This window comes from Paraburkholderia sp. XV, from assembly GCF_020177535.1.
GTDB classification, from domain to species: Bacteria; Pseudomonadota; Gammaproteobacteria; order Burkholderiales; family Burkholderiaceae; genus Paraburkholderia; species Paraburkholderia caribensis.
Genome location: NZ_JAGUUD010000036.1, coordinates 51679 through 66656, shown reverse-complemented (window position 1 = coordinate 66656; position 14978 = coordinate 51679). Strand labels below are relative to the sequence as shown.

15 protein-coding genes and 1 pseudogene are annotated in these 14978 nt (G+C 62.2%); 14 read left to right on the top strand and 2 right to left on the bottom strand.

Annotation, left to right across the window (positions count from 1 at the left end; genetic code table 11):
• The coding region (locus KFO72_RS18870; RefSeq protein ID WP_225032745.1) for an SDR family NAD(P)-dependent oxidoreductase at positions 1 to 395 on the top strand (395 nt) is incomplete at its 5' end.
• A 216-nt stretch (positions 396 to 611) separates the two neighbouring features.
• Here the strand turns inward: KFO72_RS18870 and KFO72_RS18865 are convergent.
• Positions 612 to 1397, bottom strand: coding sequence for an IclR family transcriptional regulator (locus KFO72_RS18865; protein ID WP_035997501.1), 786 nt, complete (start codon positions 1395 to 1397; stop codon positions 612 to 614).
• Positions 1398 to 1582: 185 nt separating this feature from the next.
• Here KFO72_RS18865 and KFO72_RS18860 point away from each other — a divergent pair, with 185 nt between their 5' ends.
• The gene (locus tag KFO72_RS18860) at positions 1583 to 2866 is read left to right on the top strand and encodes an MFS transporter (protein ID WP_054933627.1); all 1284 of its coding nucleotides are present in this window, start codon (positions 1583 to 1585) and stop codon (positions 2864 to 2866) included.
• 4 nt (positions 2867 to 2870) lie between these two features.
• Entirely contained in the window at positions 2871 to 3317 is a 447-nt protein-coding gene (locus KFO72_RS18855) for a type II 3-dehydroquinate dehydratase (protein WP_035997504.1), read from the top strand.
• Between the two features lie 161 nt (positions 3318 to 3478).
• Here KFO72_RS18855 and KFO72_RS18850 read toward each other — a convergent pair whose 3' ends face one another.
• The gene (locus tag KFO72_RS18850; RefSeq protein WP_035997509.1) at positions 3479 to 4399 is read right to left on the bottom strand and encodes a helix-turn-helix transcriptional regulator; all 921 of its coding nucleotides are present in this window, start codon (positions 4397 to 4399) and stop codon (positions 3479 to 3481) included.
• 233 nt (positions 4400 to 4632) lie between these two features.
• Here KFO72_RS18850 and KFO72_RS18845 point away from each other — a divergent pair, with 233 nt between their 5' ends.
• The 11 genes and pseudogenes from KFO72_RS18845 to KFO72_RS42570 all read left to right on the top strand — a co-directional run.
• Positions 4633 to 5787 (top strand): ABC transporter substrate-binding protein, encoded by a 1155-nt coding sequence (locus KFO72_RS18845; RefSeq protein ID WP_036001596.1) that lies wholly within the window; start codon positions 4633 to 4635, stop codon positions 5785 to 5787.
• Entirely contained in the window at positions 5784 to 7358 is a 1575-nt protein-coding gene (locus tag KFO72_RS18840) for a sugar ABC transporter ATP-binding protein (RefSeq protein ID WP_225032744.1), read from the top strand. The genes KFO72_RS18845 and KFO72_RS18840 overlap by 4 nt, the downstream gene beginning before the upstream one ends.
• Entirely contained in the window at positions 7342 to 8295 is a 954-nt protein-coding gene (locus tag KFO72_RS18835; protein WP_225032743.1) for an ABC transporter permease, read from the top strand. The genes KFO72_RS18840 and KFO72_RS18835 overlap by 17 nt, the downstream gene beginning before the upstream one ends.
• On the top strand, positions 8292 to 9263 hold the full coding sequence (locus KFO72_RS18830) for an ABC transporter permease (RefSeq protein ID WP_060605262.1): 972 nt from the start codon (positions 8292 to 8294) through the stop codon (positions 9261 to 9263). Before KFO72_RS18835 ends, KFO72_RS18830 begins: the two co-directional genes overlap by 4 nt.
• 58 nt (positions 9264 to 9321) lie before the next feature.
• Positions 9322 to 10392, top strand: coding sequence for a 2,3-butanediol dehydrogenase (locus KFO72_RS18825; RefSeq protein ID WP_054933610.1), 1071 nt, complete (start codon positions 9322 to 9324; stop codon positions 10390 to 10392).
• Positions 10393 to 10396: 4 nt separating this feature from the next.
• A complete protein-coding gene (locus KFO72_RS18820) occupies positions 10397 to 11305 on the top strand; it encodes an NAD(P)-dependent oxidoreductase (RefSeq protein WP_225032742.1) in 909 nt (302 codons plus the stop codon).
• Positions 11306 to 11336: 31 nt separating this feature from the next.
• The gene (locus KFO72_RS18815; RefSeq protein ID WP_035997526.1) at positions 11337 to 11621 is read left to right on the top strand and encodes a YciI family protein; all 285 of its coding nucleotides are present in this window, start codon (positions 11337 to 11339) and stop codon (positions 11619 to 11621) included.
• A 21-nt stretch (positions 11622 to 11642) separates the two neighbouring features.
• Positions 11643 to 12506, top strand: coding sequence for an intradiol ring-cleavage dioxygenase (locus KFO72_RS18810; RefSeq protein WP_035997529.1), 864 nt, complete (start codon positions 11643 to 11645; stop codon positions 12504 to 12506).
• Entirely contained in the window at positions 12503 to 13582 is a 1080-nt protein-coding gene (locus KFO72_RS18805) for a maleylacetate reductase (protein ID WP_107202437.1), read from the top strand. The genes KFO72_RS18810 and KFO72_RS18805 overlap by 4 nt, the downstream gene beginning before the upstream one ends.
• A 72-nt stretch (positions 13583 to 13654) precedes the next feature.
• Positions 13655 to 14725 (top strand): SDR family oxidoreductase, encoded by a 1071-nt coding sequence (locus KFO72_RS18800; protein WP_225032741.1) that lies wholly within the window; start codon positions 13655 to 13657, stop codon positions 14723 to 14725.
• Between the two features lie 24 nt (positions 14726 to 14749).
• A pseudogene (locus KFO72_RS42570) lies at positions 14750 to 14953 on the top strand (hypothetical protein); the annotation flags it as partial.
• Between the last annotated feature and the right edge of the window lie 25 nt (positions 14954 to 14978).

Genomic DNA, 14978 nt, shown 5'->3' with positions numbered 1-14978 from the left:
CCGTCATCAATATCTCGTCCATCGTCGCCATTGCGCCGGAAGCGCTCAATGGCGTCTATGGCGGCAGCAAGGCGTTCGTGCTGGCATTCAGCCAATCGCTGCATCACGAGTTGGCCAGCAAAGGCATTCGGATCCAGGCCGTTCTGCCGGGCGCGACAGCGACCGATTTCTGGCAGACGGGTGGCCTGCCGCTGGAAAATCTCGACAAGTCGATCGTGATGTCCGCTGAAAACATGGTCGATGCCGCGCTGGTCGGGTTTGACCGGGGCGAGCTCGTGACGATTCCTTCGCTACATGACATCGTGAAATGGGACGGATACGAAAGCGCGCGGCGTGCGATGTCTTCCCTGTTGTCGACCAACGTTCCGGCGCCGCGCTACACGGCCACGCATTGAGATTCACCTCGGATACTGAACTGATCGCGAAGTATCCGACGCGTCAATCTGAAGTAGCGGGAATGGCCGAACTGGAGACGACAGCCTCAAAGCCAGCATTCAAGAAGAGAACGCCATTACGCGACGACGTTCGGTCATCCACGCCGAAGTACCGGAACCGCAATACGATCGCAGTGCGCCTGCCCCGGCGGCCGCACTGCGTTGGTTCGGCTCCTGTCATCCTTTGCCCAGCGGCGGCCGGCTGGGGAACCCGGCCATGTTGCTCAACTGAGCCAGTTCATTTGCAGCCTCGCGCAGCAGGACCGAGTACTCGTGGATCTTCCCGGCGGTCAACCGCACCCGTGGCCCGGCCAGACTGATCACGCCGACGCAGCGCGAGCCACTGATGACGGGCACGGCGACCGCTGACATACGCGGCGCGAACACCTCGTCGATCATCGCGTAACCACGCACACGCGCAGCTTGCAGGAACCCCAACAGCGCTTTGACCGTCGTCGGCGCATTGGGTCCGAACTCGTTCGGCTGTCCAAAGCCCTGCTTCAGAACGAGCGCGAGCGCCTGTTCGTCCGTCATCGTCATGAGCCACGCATGTCCCGTCGATGTGCACGAAAGCCGTGCCGCCTGGCCCATGTCGGGATCGTAGCGAAAGCCGACGCGCTGCCCATCTGCCTTGCCCACCCAGATAATCGCTTCTCCGTCGACCAGCGACAGCCGCGCCAATTCGCCCGTCCGCGCGGCAACCCGTTCGATGATGGGCTGCGCAATATCGGCGATGCCCGTGAGACTCAGAAATTCGAGCCCGTTCGACGTCATCCGCATTGTCAGAATGTAGCGGCTGTGATCGACCAGTTGCCGGACGTACCCACCCGCAACGAGTTCGGTAAGCAGGCGATGGCATGAACTGCGCGGCAGGGACAAGGCGTCGGCAATGGCCACGAGACCCGCACCTTCTCCTTGCGACGCCAGAAAATCAAGAATGCGTAGGCCTTGTTTGAGCGACATCGATCGTCGATTCCACAATACGAAATGAAGTTCCGGTGCGGAACGGTTCCTCTCTGCAGCGCGAACAATAGCACTTGTTCGGCACCCGCAACGAACGTTTCACCACATAGAAATGAGGAGACAACATGTCATCTATTGCTGACCCAGACCTCGCCGATACGAGCCAGTCCGCGCATGCCCAGCTGATGGCGCGCCGGGCGGTGGCCGGGGCAACCGTAGGCACCGCGCTAGAGTGGTTCGACTTCGCGTTGTATGGCGTGGTCGCGGCCACGGTCTTTCCGAAGCTCTTTTTTCCGTCGCTCGACCCGACCGCCTCGCTGCTCGCGTCGCTCGCCAGTTTTTGGGCCGGACTCGCTGCGCGCCCCCTGGGTGCGATCGTGTGCGGAATGCTCGGCGACCGCTGGGGTCGCCGCAAATTGATGCTCGTCACTGTCTCTGTGATGGGCGCGTCGTCGTTTCTGATGGGCCTGCTGCCCACCTACCAGCAGGTCGGCATCCTCGCGCCGACGTTGCTGGTTTCGCTGCGGATCGTCCAGGGTTTCGCGCTCGGCGGCGAATCAACGGGCGCCCAACTGATGGCGGTGGAGCATGCATCGGCAGCGCGACGCGGCTGGTATTCGGGCTTGCTCGGCATCTGTTCGCCACTCAGCCAGATTCTCGCCAATTTCACGTTGTTCACGCTGGCGGCCGTGCTGTCGTCCGACGATTTTGATTCCTGGGGCTGGCGAATCCCGTTCCTCGCAAGCTTTGTTCTTGTACTGCTAGGCATCTACATCCGCAGTCGTGTATCCGAGACACCCGCCTTCGAGGCACTCAACAAAAGCGGCGTACGGGCACGCGCCGCGAATCCGCTCGGCATCGTGCTGAAGTACCACTGGCGCACTGCACTTCGCCTGACGCTGTTCTTTTGCGGGCCCGCTGCGCTGTTTTATCTGATCGTGGTGTTTTCGCTCAGTTATCTGACCAAACACCTCGGCGTGCCAAAGCAGACCGGCTTCATGCTGTTGATGATCGCCAATGTCTGCGCCATCGTCGGCGCACTGGCGGGCGGCTATCTGAGTGACAGGATTGGACGCAAGCGCGCGCTGATGCTCGGCTCGTTTTGCACGCTGGTCTGCTGCCTGGTCTACTTCCCGGTTCTCAACCAGAACTCGATCGCCATGACCATGGCCGTGATGGGCGCGTTCCTCGGCTTTACGCAGTTCCAGAGCGGCATCCAGCCGGTCTGGTTTGCCGAGTCCTTTCCGACCGAGGCACGCTATACGGGGTCCGCGCTGTCCTACTCAGGTGCGAACCTGCTCACGGGCGGCCCGATGCCCATTGTCGCCGTCGCGCTGCTGAATGCCTTTCACGGTTCTCCCTGGGCCATCGTCGCCGTGTGCGGCTCCTTGAATCTGCTTTCCTTTCTCATGATTGCAGTATCGCGGGAAACCAAAGGCACTGTCCTTGAACGCTCCTCCACACATTGAAACCATGACTCGCAAACTTTATATCCTCAATGGCTCGAACCTGAACATGCTCGGCGTCAGGGAGCCTCACATCTATGGCACCACCACGCTTGCGGACATCGAACAGAGCTGCCTGACACTCGCTGATTCGCTGAGGTTCGACTGCGTATTCCGTCAGACCAACAGCGAAAGCGAGCTGATCGACTGGATCCAGGAAGCGTTTCTTCAGGATGCCGCGCTGATTATCAATCCGGCCGGCTTTTCGTTCGGTCGAATTCCCGTGCTCGATGCAGTCAAGCTCGTCAGGCGGCCGGTGGTGGAATTGCATATCACCAACATCCACGCGCGCTCGGAAGAATATCGTCACTCGACGATCTCAGTCGCGGCCACGGCGGTAATCTGCGGGGCAGGCGCAAACGGATATCTGCTGGCAATCCGCGCGATTGACGATCTATGGAGCAAGCAGCCCTGAGCCGGGCACTTCATGAATGACGGAGGCGCGTTGACGAAGCCTGCCGGAAGCGACGTCCACGCGTCGCGCATCGACTGATGCGCGAGTTTTAGAGCCGTTCGAACAACCGCGGCGTGGCACCGGCGAATAGCAGAAAAAGGGCAAAAAAATGCTCGCCAGGATCATCCGCCGCGCCCTGTTTTCGAAACCCGAGACTTTCGAAAAGTATCGAGTACCGTAGCGGCTTGAACAGGAATTGCAGCCGCATTGCTGGCTTTCATCAGCGCCTCGATACGCTGGGCAGTATCCGTCGACGGCGCGGGCGTGTACACCATGATGCGCATCCCCGGCGCATCGGGCACTTCCAGCGATAGCGCATCCAGCTCGAGCAACCCTGCTACCGGGTGCTCGATCACCTTGCGCCAGTCGCTGCGCTTGAGCACTTCGTGTTCCGCCCACCAGCGGCAGAAGTCAGCATCCGTATCGCTCAGTTCTTCGACGAGATCGCGCAAAAAGACCTCACCCGAAGGCCGAAGAATGTAGTCGCCGCGAAACTGCGCCAACACGCATTTCGCGTAGGCGTCCCAGCCCTGAAAGAGCGCACGCGCGCCGTCTTGCTGAAACGTGAACCACAGCAGATTGCAGCGGCCCGCAGGCATCTTGCGAAAGTCCGTGAATACACGCACCGCCGCCTCGTTCCACGTCACATAGTTCCAGTTGCCATCGACGACATAGGCCGGCATGTTGCCAAGCTGATCGAGCATGCGCCGAACCGTATCCGTCACGTTCTGTGCAATCGGATACGGGCCAGGCGGCGTGTAGTGATTGGCCAGCTCGAACAGATGCGTGCGCTCGTGCGGCGAAAGCTTCAGCGCATTAGCGAGGCTTTCGATCGTCTTGAACGACACATTCACTTCCCTGCCCTGCTCGAGCCACGCATACCAGGTCACGCTGATGCCGGCGCGTTCGGCCACTTCTTCACGGCGCAGGCCCGGTGTCTTGCGCCGGGCGCCACTCGGAAAGTCAATGTCCTCGGGCCGAAGACGTGCGCGGCGCGTCCTCAGAAAATCGGCCAGTTCGTTCAGGCGCTGCTGCTTTTCCATGTCTCGCCTCCTCATGCTTTCCCTGTTACTGCCATTACTAGTAATGGCAATTGCTAGATGCGCTCCGTCAACCATGCCACATTGGCGCCGTCGGGAAGCACGCTGTGTCCAGCATCGGTAACGCCAGATTATAGAACCCGTTACCGGTGCCTGTGACGGCCAGACGCGTTGAAGCGCAGAGACGACGACGCGCGCGTCTTCCGATGGATATCAAAACATTTACGGAGACATTCATGCGTCGTTCGATCCGCTTTCACCGTGCAAGCGTATTCGCTGCTGCGGCATTCATCCTGACGGCTTCCTGTGCCGCACGTGCAGACTACACCGGCGCGGCGCGCACGTTCCTGTTCAATCCCGCCGTGCAGATTCCGTTCTCCGATACCGCGAAGTTCAAGAAGAAACCGCCCTACGTGATCGGCTTTTCGAATGCGGGACTCGGCGACAGCTGGCGCGTCGTGATGCAGCACTCGTTGATGAAGGCGGCCGCCGAGCATCCCGACCAGATCAAGCAATTGTTGATCACCAACGGCAACATGGACGACGCCAAACAGGCTGCCGACATTCAGGACCTGATCTCGCGCGGCGTGGATCTGCTGATCGTCAGTGCGAACACGCAAAAGGCGCTCGACCCCGTCGTCACGCGTGCGATGAAACAGGGCATTCCCGTCGTGATGGTCGACCGGCGCATTTCATCGGACAACTTCGTATCGTTCGTGACGGGTTCCGATGCGATGATGGGCCGCGTGTGGGCGCAATGGATCGTCGAGAAGCTGCACGGCAAGGGCAACGTGATCATGCTGGCGGGCCAGGCGGGCTCCAGCGTCAGCGCCGACCGTGAAGCCGCCGCGCACGAAGTGTTCTCGCAATATCCCGGCATCAAGGTGCTCGACACGGTCTACTCCGACTGGAGCCCCGTGAAGGCCAAGCAGCAGATGCAGGCGATGATCGCGAAGTACGGGCACACCATCAACGCCGTATGGTGCGCGCATGGCTTGCCCGTCGCGGGCTCGATCGAAGCGTTCCTTGCGGCTGGCTTCAAGCCCGGCGAAATCCCGCCACACACGACAGCCGACCTCAACGGTCCGCTCCAATTGGCGTTGAAGTACAAGATTCCGATGCTCGAAATCGGCTATCCGCCTTCAATGGGCGGCACATCGCTCGATGTCGCGCTCAAGGTACTGCAAGGTCAGCCATTGCCGAAAATCTACGAGATCAGCCCGCAGATCGCGCTGACGCGTGGCGACGAGACGGCGTCGGTGCCACATCCCGATCAGTACATCGATCAGGTAGTCGATGCAAAGGGACCGCCCGACAAGATCATCGACGGCGGCATGGGAGCGGACTACAACCCGTCGACGTTCAAGATCAAGCTGCCGGGTGAGAAATGAACGCGCATATAGCGGGTGTTTCAGGTAATGGCGTCGCGCCCCCGCCCGACGTCATCCAGGTCAGCGGCATCGTCAAGCAGTTCCCTGGCGTCAAGAGCCTCGATGACGTGAGCTTCGGCGTGCGCGGCGGCGAAATTCACGCACTGGTCGGCGAAAATGGCGCGGGCAAATCGACACTGATGAAGGTGCTCGCCGGCGCGTATCTGCCGGACGAGGGCGCATTGTGCTTCGACGGTCAGCCCGTCGCGTGGAAGTCCCCCGCAGACGCAAAGGCGCACGGCGTTCACATCATCTATCAGGAGCTCGTGCTGTTTCCGCAGTCGAGCGTCGCGCAGAACATCTTCGCGGGGATCGAGCCTCGCACCCGGCTCGGCACCATCGACCACCGCGCGATGAACGACCGCGCCGCCACGTTGCTGCACGAACTCGGCGTGCAACTCGATCCGCGCGAGCGAGTCGGCGCGCTCTCTGTCGCAAGCCAGCAGATGGTCGAGATCGCAAAGGCGATGGCGAGCGAAATACGCGTGCTCATCCTCGACGAACCGACGGCGGTCATCGCCGGCAAGGAAGTGCAGCTCCTCTTCGAACGGCTGCGCGTGCTGCGCGCGCGCGGCGTCGCAATTATCTACATCTCGCACCGGCTGGATGAAATCTTCGAACTGTGCGACCGCGTGACCGTCATGAAGGACGGCCGCAAGATCGGCACACAAGCCGTCTCGGAAACGACCCGCGCCGAGCTCGTGCGCATGATGGTCGGCCGAGAAATGAAAGACATCTATCCTCCAAAGCCCACGCTGGCCCCGGGCGGCACGGTGCTGATGAACGTCGAAGGTCTGCAGGTCGGCAATCGGGTCGTCGATGCTTCGCTCGCCGTGCGCGCGGGCGAAATCGTCGGGCTCGCCGGTATGGTCGGCTCGGGCCGCACCGAACTCGCGTCCGGCCTGTTCGGCGCGTTGCCCGCGCGCGGCACCGTCGAAGTGCGTGGCGCGCGCCATACGCGTATGACGCCAGCAACGGCGATCCGCCTCGGTCTCGGCTTTGTCACGGAAGACCGTAAATCCGAAGGCTTGCTGATGTACCTGAACGTCGCGCAGAACGTCACGGCGACCACCCTCCGGCGCGTGTCCCGGTTTGGATTGCTGAGAGCGAAAGAAGAGCGCACGGCAGGCGCGGATGCAATCCGCGAATATGGCATTGCGGGCGCGCGGCCTGCGGGCAGCGTCGCGACGCTCTCGGGGGGCAACCAGCAGAAGGTACTCATCAGCCGATGGGTACGCGTGTGCACCAGCGTGCTGATTCTCGACGAACCGACCCGCGGTGTCGATATCGGCGCGAAGGCGGAAATCTATCGCCTGATGCGCGAACTGACGGATCGCGGCCTCGGCATCCTGATGATCAGTTCCGAGTTGCAGGAGGTAATCGGCATGTCCGACCGCGTGCTGGTGATGCGCGAAGGACGTATTGCGGGCGAACTCAGCGGCCAGCAGATGACCGAGCACGACATCATGGCGCTCGCAACGGGCGGCGCGCAGCTCGCGCAGACGGGAGGCGCCGATGCGTACGCTCATTAGACGCCACGTCGCACCGAACGCAGCGCCATTCATCGTCGCAGCGTTGATCGCGGTGCTGTTTGTCACGGGCACGAACGTCAACGACCGTTTTTCGACGCTGTCCAATCTGCTGAACATCCATCAGCAGGCGACGGGCCTTGCGCTCGTCGCGCTCGGGCAGACGCTCGCCGTTCTGACAGGGGGCATCGATCTGTCCGTTGGTTCGTTGATCAGCGTGACAGCCACGCTCACATCCGGCATCTCCGATGCGACCCAAGGCGGATGGGGCATGGCGATTTCGGCCGCGATTGTGCTGTCCGTGATCGTGGGACTGGCCAATGGCCTGCTCGTGCTCTGGCTGCGCGTGCATCCGCTGATCATCACGCTGGGTATGGGCGCCATCCTGCAAGGCGGCATCCTGTACTACGCGAACGGCCCCGCAGGCAGCGTGCCGGATGGCTTCGACGCGCTGGCTTATGGACGCTATGCCAACGTGCCCGTCACCGCCACCGTGGTGCTGCTTCTTTATGCCGGCGTGTCGTACTTCATGCGCAACACGCGTCTCGGCCGGTGCGTCTATCTCGTAGGCGACGACGACAATGCGGCGACGCTATCGGGCATTCCCCGCAAACGGGTCATTCTGTTCGTCTACACGTTCTCGTCACTCTGCGCAGGCCTAACGGGCATTTATCTCGCCGCCCAGTTCGGCTCCGGTCAACCGTATCTCGGCGCCAACTACACGCTTGCGTCGATTACGCCCGTGGTCGTCGGCGGCACGATTCTGAGCGGGGGGCGTGGCGGCGTCGTCGGCACGTTGCTCGGTGTGTATCTGCTGAGCATGCTCAACAATCTGATCAACTTTGCCGGCGTGCCGTCCCAGTATCAGCTCATCGTGCAGGGCATCGCGATCATCGCGGCAGTCTGCGTCAACGTCCAGCAGAAACGGAGGCTCGCATGAACTCAGTTGCTCCGCGCAGCGACGCCACACCGGTGCGCGCGCTGTCGCTGCGTGCCGTACAGCGCTATGGCATCTATCTGTTCCTCGTGGCGCTGATTGCGCTTTCGGGCGTGTGGTCGCCCACTTTCCTCCGCGCCGATAACGTCGTCAACATGCTGGTGCAGTTCGCGCCGCTCGGCATCGTCGTGATTGGCCAGGTGTTCGTGATTCTGGTGGGTGGACTCGACCTGTCGGTTGCCTCCGTAATGGCGACGGCGGCCGTGATCGCCACTGCGTTCGACGACACGAACCATTCAGCCCCAGCCGTCTTTGGCGTCACGCTTGTGCTGTGCATCGGTGCCGGGTTGCTCAACGGCCTGCTTGTCACGAAGCGTCAGGTGTCGCCGTTTCTCGCGACCTTCGCCACCGCCGTCGTGCTCGACGGCCTGCGTTTCGCCTACACGCAGGGCGCGCCTTCCGGCAACGTACCACCGCTCTTTCACGTACTGGGAACAGGCTCGATTGCGGCAGTGCCCGTCAACGTGCTGCTGCTGTTCGTGTGCACGATCGTATTCGGCACGCTGCTGCATCTGTCCACGTTCGGACGGCGTGTGTACATGGTGGGCGGCAATGCCGTGGCCGCGAGACTGGTCGGCGTGAGTCCCGACACCGTGCGTATCGCGTGTTACGTGATCAGTGCGCTGCTTGCGGGGCTGGCGGGACTGATCCTGTCCGGCTATGTCGGCATCGTAGACAACTGGGTGGGCCGCGGCTTCGAACTCGATTCGATCGTCGCCGCTGTCATGGGCGGGCTCGCGCTCTCCGGCGGCCGCGGCTCGCTGCTGGGCGGCCTCGCGGGTGCAGCCATTCTCGTCATCGTCTTCAACATCGTGCTGCTGATCGGCATGCCCGTGCAGGCGCAGATCATCGTCAAGGGCGTCATCATCATCGGCGCATCCGCGTGCTACGTGAGCCGCCGGCAACGCTGAATTTTGCAGATCCACACGAGGCCATTCGAAATGGCCCGTCTAAACCAAGGAGTCGAATATGAGAGCAGTGCGTTTTCACTGTGCGCACGATATCCGGGTCGAGAACGTCCCCGACCCGACGAGCATGGGCGCGAGCCAGATGATCGTCAAACCGCTGTGGTGCGGCATCTGCGGCACCGACCTGCACGAGTATCAGGCGGGTCCCATCGTCGTGCCGACCGAGCCGCATGCATTGACGGGAGCAAAAGCGCCTCAGGTTCTCGGTCATGAGTTCAGTGCGGAGGTCGTCGAAGTCGGCAAGGACGTGAAGAACGTGCAGCGCGGCGACCGTATCTCCGTGATGCCGCTCGCGTCGTGTGGTCAGTGCTACTACTGCGCGCGCGGCATGCGCCATCTCTGCACGAAGATGGGTTGCGTCGGGCTCAGTTGGGACGGCGGCGGTATGGCGGAATACACAGTGCTCAACGACTATCACGCGAACCGCCTGCCCGACACCGTCAGCGACAAGCAGGGTGCGCTGATCGAGCCAGCTGCCGTCGCACTCTATGCCGTGGACCGGGGCGGCGTCACGGTCGGCTCGACGGTGCTGATTACAGGGGCGGGCCCGATCGGCGTGCTTGCTGCCCTCGCCTGTCACGCAGCGGGCGCCACAAAGATATTCGTCAGCGAACCCAACGCGGCGCGCGCCGCGAAGATGGCCGGCTTCGGCGTCACGACTGAAATCTTCGATCCGTCCGACGGCGACCTGCCGCAAAAGATTCGCGATTTGACGGAAGGCGTGGGCGTCGATGTCGCGATCGAATGCGCTGGCAACCAGCATGCGCTGAACGCCTGTGTCGATGCCGTGCGTTCGGCGGGCGCCGTGGTCCAGGCAGGTCTGCACGTCGGCACAGCGAGTGTCGATCCAATGAAATGGTCGCTCAAGGACATCCGCATCGAAGGAACGTGGTGTTACCCCGTGACGATCTGGCCGCGCATCATCGGCATGATCGCGAACGGCAAATTCCCGGTCGAAAAGCTCATCCACGATCTGATCGATGCCGACGATGTCGTCGAAAAAGGCTTCGACGTGTTGAGCGACAAAGGCAGCGACAAGATGAAGATTCTCATCAATCCCCAGGTACGGTGACGACATGCCGCAAACGCAAGAGAAACACAACGCACAACAGATCGGCTGGATCGGCCTTGGCAAGATGGGCACGCCGATCGTGCGCAATCTGCTCGCCGCAGGATTCCACGTGACCGTGTATGACGTCGACGCAGCGCGCATCGACGAGGCCGTTCGACTCGGCGCCCGCCGCGCTGAGGATCTCGCCAGCGTCGCGCGTTCGGCCCCGCTCGTGTTCTCGATCATTCCCGACGACGCCGTATTGCGTAAGGTCGCGCTCGGTGCACATGGCGTGATCGAAAACGCAAACGACGGCGCCGTCTATATCGACATGAGCACGGTCTCGCCGACCGCGTCGGGCGAAGTACGCGACGCGGCGCACAAGCGCGGAATCGGCTATATCTGCGCGCCCGTATCGGGCAGCACCGTTCTTGCCGACAAGGCGCAGCTAACGGTATTCGCATCCGGCCCGCAAGACGCGTACGACCGCACGTTGCCCGTCTTTGAGGTCATGTCGGCGCGCCAGTACTACGTCGGCGAGGATCAGCAGGCACGTTATCTGAAGCTCGCCATCAATCATCTGGTCGGCTCGACGGCCGTGCTGCTGGCTGAGGCGCTCACGCTCGGCACAAAGGGCGGGCTCGACTGGGCCAGGATGCTGGAGGTGATCGGCGAAAGCGTCGCGGCGTCCCCGCTCGTCAAGTACAAACTCGATCCACTGAAGAATCGGGACTTTTCCCCTGCCTTTTCGTCGCGGCAGATGCTCAAGGACATGTCGCTCGTCGTCGATGCGGGCGCGGACGCCGGCGTGCCGATGATAGCCGCAGCGCTCGTGCGCGAGCAGTTCGCGCGCTACGCAGAGGGCGATGGTGCGGATCTGGATTTCTTCTCGATCGTGCGCGCCGTCGAAGCGCAAGCCGGCATTTCCCGCTGAACGCTTTTTCTCACCACATTCAGGAGTTGCGATGCACTACACCGTCTACTGCCTCGACCATGACAACATGGTCGAACGCCGTCTTGCCCACTACGAAGCACACAAGGCTTATCTGGCCACCTCGCCCGTCAGGATGGTCATGTCCGGCCCGCTGCTGGCAGGCGATCAGGAAACGATGATCGGCAGTTTCTTTCTTTTCGAAGCTGACGAGATCGGTGACGTGATGCGCTTCAACAGCAACGACCCGTTCAACAAGGCGGGCATCTGGCGCAGCGTGGATATCCGTCCGTTCCTCAAGCGCGTCGACAACCGCTAGTCACATCAACGGATTCGATCCATGCGAAACCTCGACGAGAACACCATCACGGATGCCGTACTTGCACGCCACGAACAGGCACCCGATGAGCGGCTCAAGACGATCGTCACGAGTCTCGTGCGGCATCTGCACGGCTTCGCCCGCGAAGTCGGCCTGACCGAGCGCGAATGGGAAGCCGGCATCCGCTTTCTCACCGATGTCGGCCATATCACCGACGACCGCCGCCAGGAGTTCATTCTGTTGTCGGATACGCTCGGCCTGTCGATGCTCGTGACGGCAATGGCGCACCGCAAGCCGAAGGGCTGCACGGAGGCAACCGTTTTCGGTCCTTTCTTCGTCGACAATGCGCCCGAATATCGTAACGGCGACGACGTCGCCAATGGTGCGCGCGGCGAACCGTGCTTCGTATCGGGTGTCGTGCGCGGCCAGGGCGGCGAGCCGGTAAGCGGCGCGCGCATCGAAGTCTGGCAGGCGGACGCCGATGGCTTCTACGATGTCCAGACCAGCGACGCCGACACGCATCGCGCAAGAGGTGTGCTGCATAGCCTTGCCGATGGACGCTATCACTTTCGCTCGATCGTGGCGGAGCCCTATCCGATTCCTCACGATGGTCCCGTTGGACGCATGCTCGAAGCGCTGGGGCGTCACCCGTGGCGCCCGGCGCATCTGCATTTCATGATTACGGCGCCCGGCTATGAACGGCTCGTCACGCACGTGTTCCGCGAGGGCGATCGTTACCTGGACTCGGACGCGGTATTCGGCGTGCGCTCGTCGCTGATTGCGCCCTGGACTCGCCACGAACGTGGCACGGCGCCCGACGGTACGGTGATGGCGACGCCGTTCAGCACGCTCTCATTCGACTTCGTCCTGAGTCAATGCCCATGATTGCCTTCACCTATACCAGCCGGCCCGGCCGCATCGTCTTCGGCACGGGAGCGATCGAGCGCCTCGCGGATGAACTGGACGAACTGTGCATCCGCCGCGCGCTCGTGCTCTGCACGCCCGAGCAGCGCTTTCTTGCCGACCGCGTGCGCAAGCTCGCGGGCGAGCGATGTGCGGACATGTTCGATCGGGCCGTCATGCATGTGCCCGTCGAAACCGCGCAGGAAGGAGTCGCGGCGGCGCTCGCAGCGGGCGCGGATGGACTCGTCGCAGCGGGAGGCGGCTCCACGCTCGGGCTCGCAAAAGCCATTGCGCTCGAAACCTCGTTGCCGATTCTCGCCATTCCGACCACGTACGCCGGGTCGGAGGTCACGCCTATCTACGGCATGACGTCGGCGAGCGAGAAAAAAACCGGCAAGAGTTATCGCGTACTGCCGCGCACCGTGATCTACGACGCGTGCCTCACACTGACCTTGCCCGCGTCGCTGTCGGCGACGAGCGGCCTCAATGCAATTGCGCATGCGGCCGAAGGGCTCTATGCGCAGGACGCCAACCCCGTGATGTCGCTGTTTGCTGAAGAAGGCATCCGCAGCCTCGCGAATGCGTTGCCGCGCATCGTGAAGCAGCCGGACGATATCGCGGCGCGCGAAGCCGCCCAGTATGGCGCCTGGCTGTGCGGGACCGTGCTGGGGAGCGTCGGCATGGCATTGCATCACAAGCTGTGCCACACGCTCGGCGGAATGTTCAATCTGCCGCACGCAGAGACCCATGCGGTGATGCTGCCTTATTCGATGGCGTTCAATCTGCCCGCGGCGCCAGCCGCCCACGAACGCCTGTGCAAGGCACTGGACACCCAGGAACCCGCCGCGGCGCTGCACGACCTTGGCCGCTCGCTTGATGCCCCCGCGTCTCTCGATATGCTAGGCCTTCGCTCAAGCGATATTGATGCTGCCGCCACGGCAGCGATGCAGGCTCCCTACTACAACCCAAGGCCGCTCTCCCGTGAAGCGGTACATCGCTTGCTGGCGTGTGCTTTCGACGGCATACGGCCCGACAGCCGGACCTTCCAGAGCGTATAGCCGCGTCCCCTGGCGCAGCGCGCATCCGCAGATTCTTCCTGCCAACATTGCAACTTTCGATATTTACTTTACATGGACAAACGGGCACTCATCATTGGCGCGACGGGCATCGTCGGCGGCAATCTCGCGCAACATCTACTGGCGCGCGGAGGCTGGAACGTAACGGGTCTCTCGCGCGGACGCACCAAAGCGCCCGACGGCGTCGAATCCGTCACAGCCGATCTCACTTCCGCGCAATCCGTTACGGATGCGCTGCAAGGACAGCATTTCAGTCACGTCTTCTTTACCGCATGGTCGCGACAGGCAACCGAGCGCGAGAACATCGAAGTGAACGGCGCAATGGTCCGTCACGTGCTGGATGCGCTCGGCCCGACCGGCAAGCTCGAACACGCCGCGCTCGTCACGGGCCTCAAGCATTACCTCGGCCCTTTTGAAGCGTATGCGCAAGGCAATGTCCCGCTCACGCCGTTTCGGGAGGAACAAGGCCGGCAACCCGTCGATAACTTCTACTACGAGCAGGAAGACCGGTTGTTCGAAGCCGCGCGTCGATATGACTTCAGCTGGAGCGTGCATCGACCGCATACCATCATCGGCTTCGCGCTCGGCAACGCGATGAACATGGGCGTCACGCTCGCCGTGTATGCGACGCTGTGCAAGGAAACGGGGCAGCCGTTCGTGTTTCCCGGCTCGGCCGCCCAATGGAACAGTCTCACGGATATGACCGACGCGCGCCTGCTCGCGCGGCATCTGGAGTGGGCGTCCACCTCTCCCGCCGCACGCAACGAGGACTTCAACGTCGTCAATGGCGACGTGTTCAGATGGAAATGGATGTGGTCCCAGCTCGCGCAGTATTTCGGCATCGAGCCCGCGCCTTTCGACGGCGAGACGCGTCCGCTCGAACATCGCATGCAGGATGCGGGCGGGCAATGGGCGGTTATCGCGGGCCGCTACCAACTGAAGGAACCGGATATCGGCAAGCTCGTGTCGTGGTGGCATACGGACGCCGACCTCGGACGTCCGATGGAAGTGCTGACTGACATGAGCAAGAGCCGTAAAGCCGGCTTCCTCGATTATCAGCCCACACCGGATGCGTTCTTCGCGCTCTTCGATAAATTGAAGCGCGAACGGATCATTCCTTCCTAGACGGGACTCTCGCCCGCGTTCACGACCTCGATGCTGCATCGTCTGGAGAAAGGATCGGTTATGGAGATCGAGTTCGTCAACGTGACGGTCCTGCTCTGGGGTGAACGGCTGGGGGTTCTGACGCCCGTCAGCGCTGAGACGAAAGGGCTCGCGCTCGAAGCGCCTGTCCCGGGCACAACCGGAGGCGACCGGACTTGCCGCGATCATCAATCCCGTCCACCGGATTGAAGGCTTACGCTCTCACCACCTGACG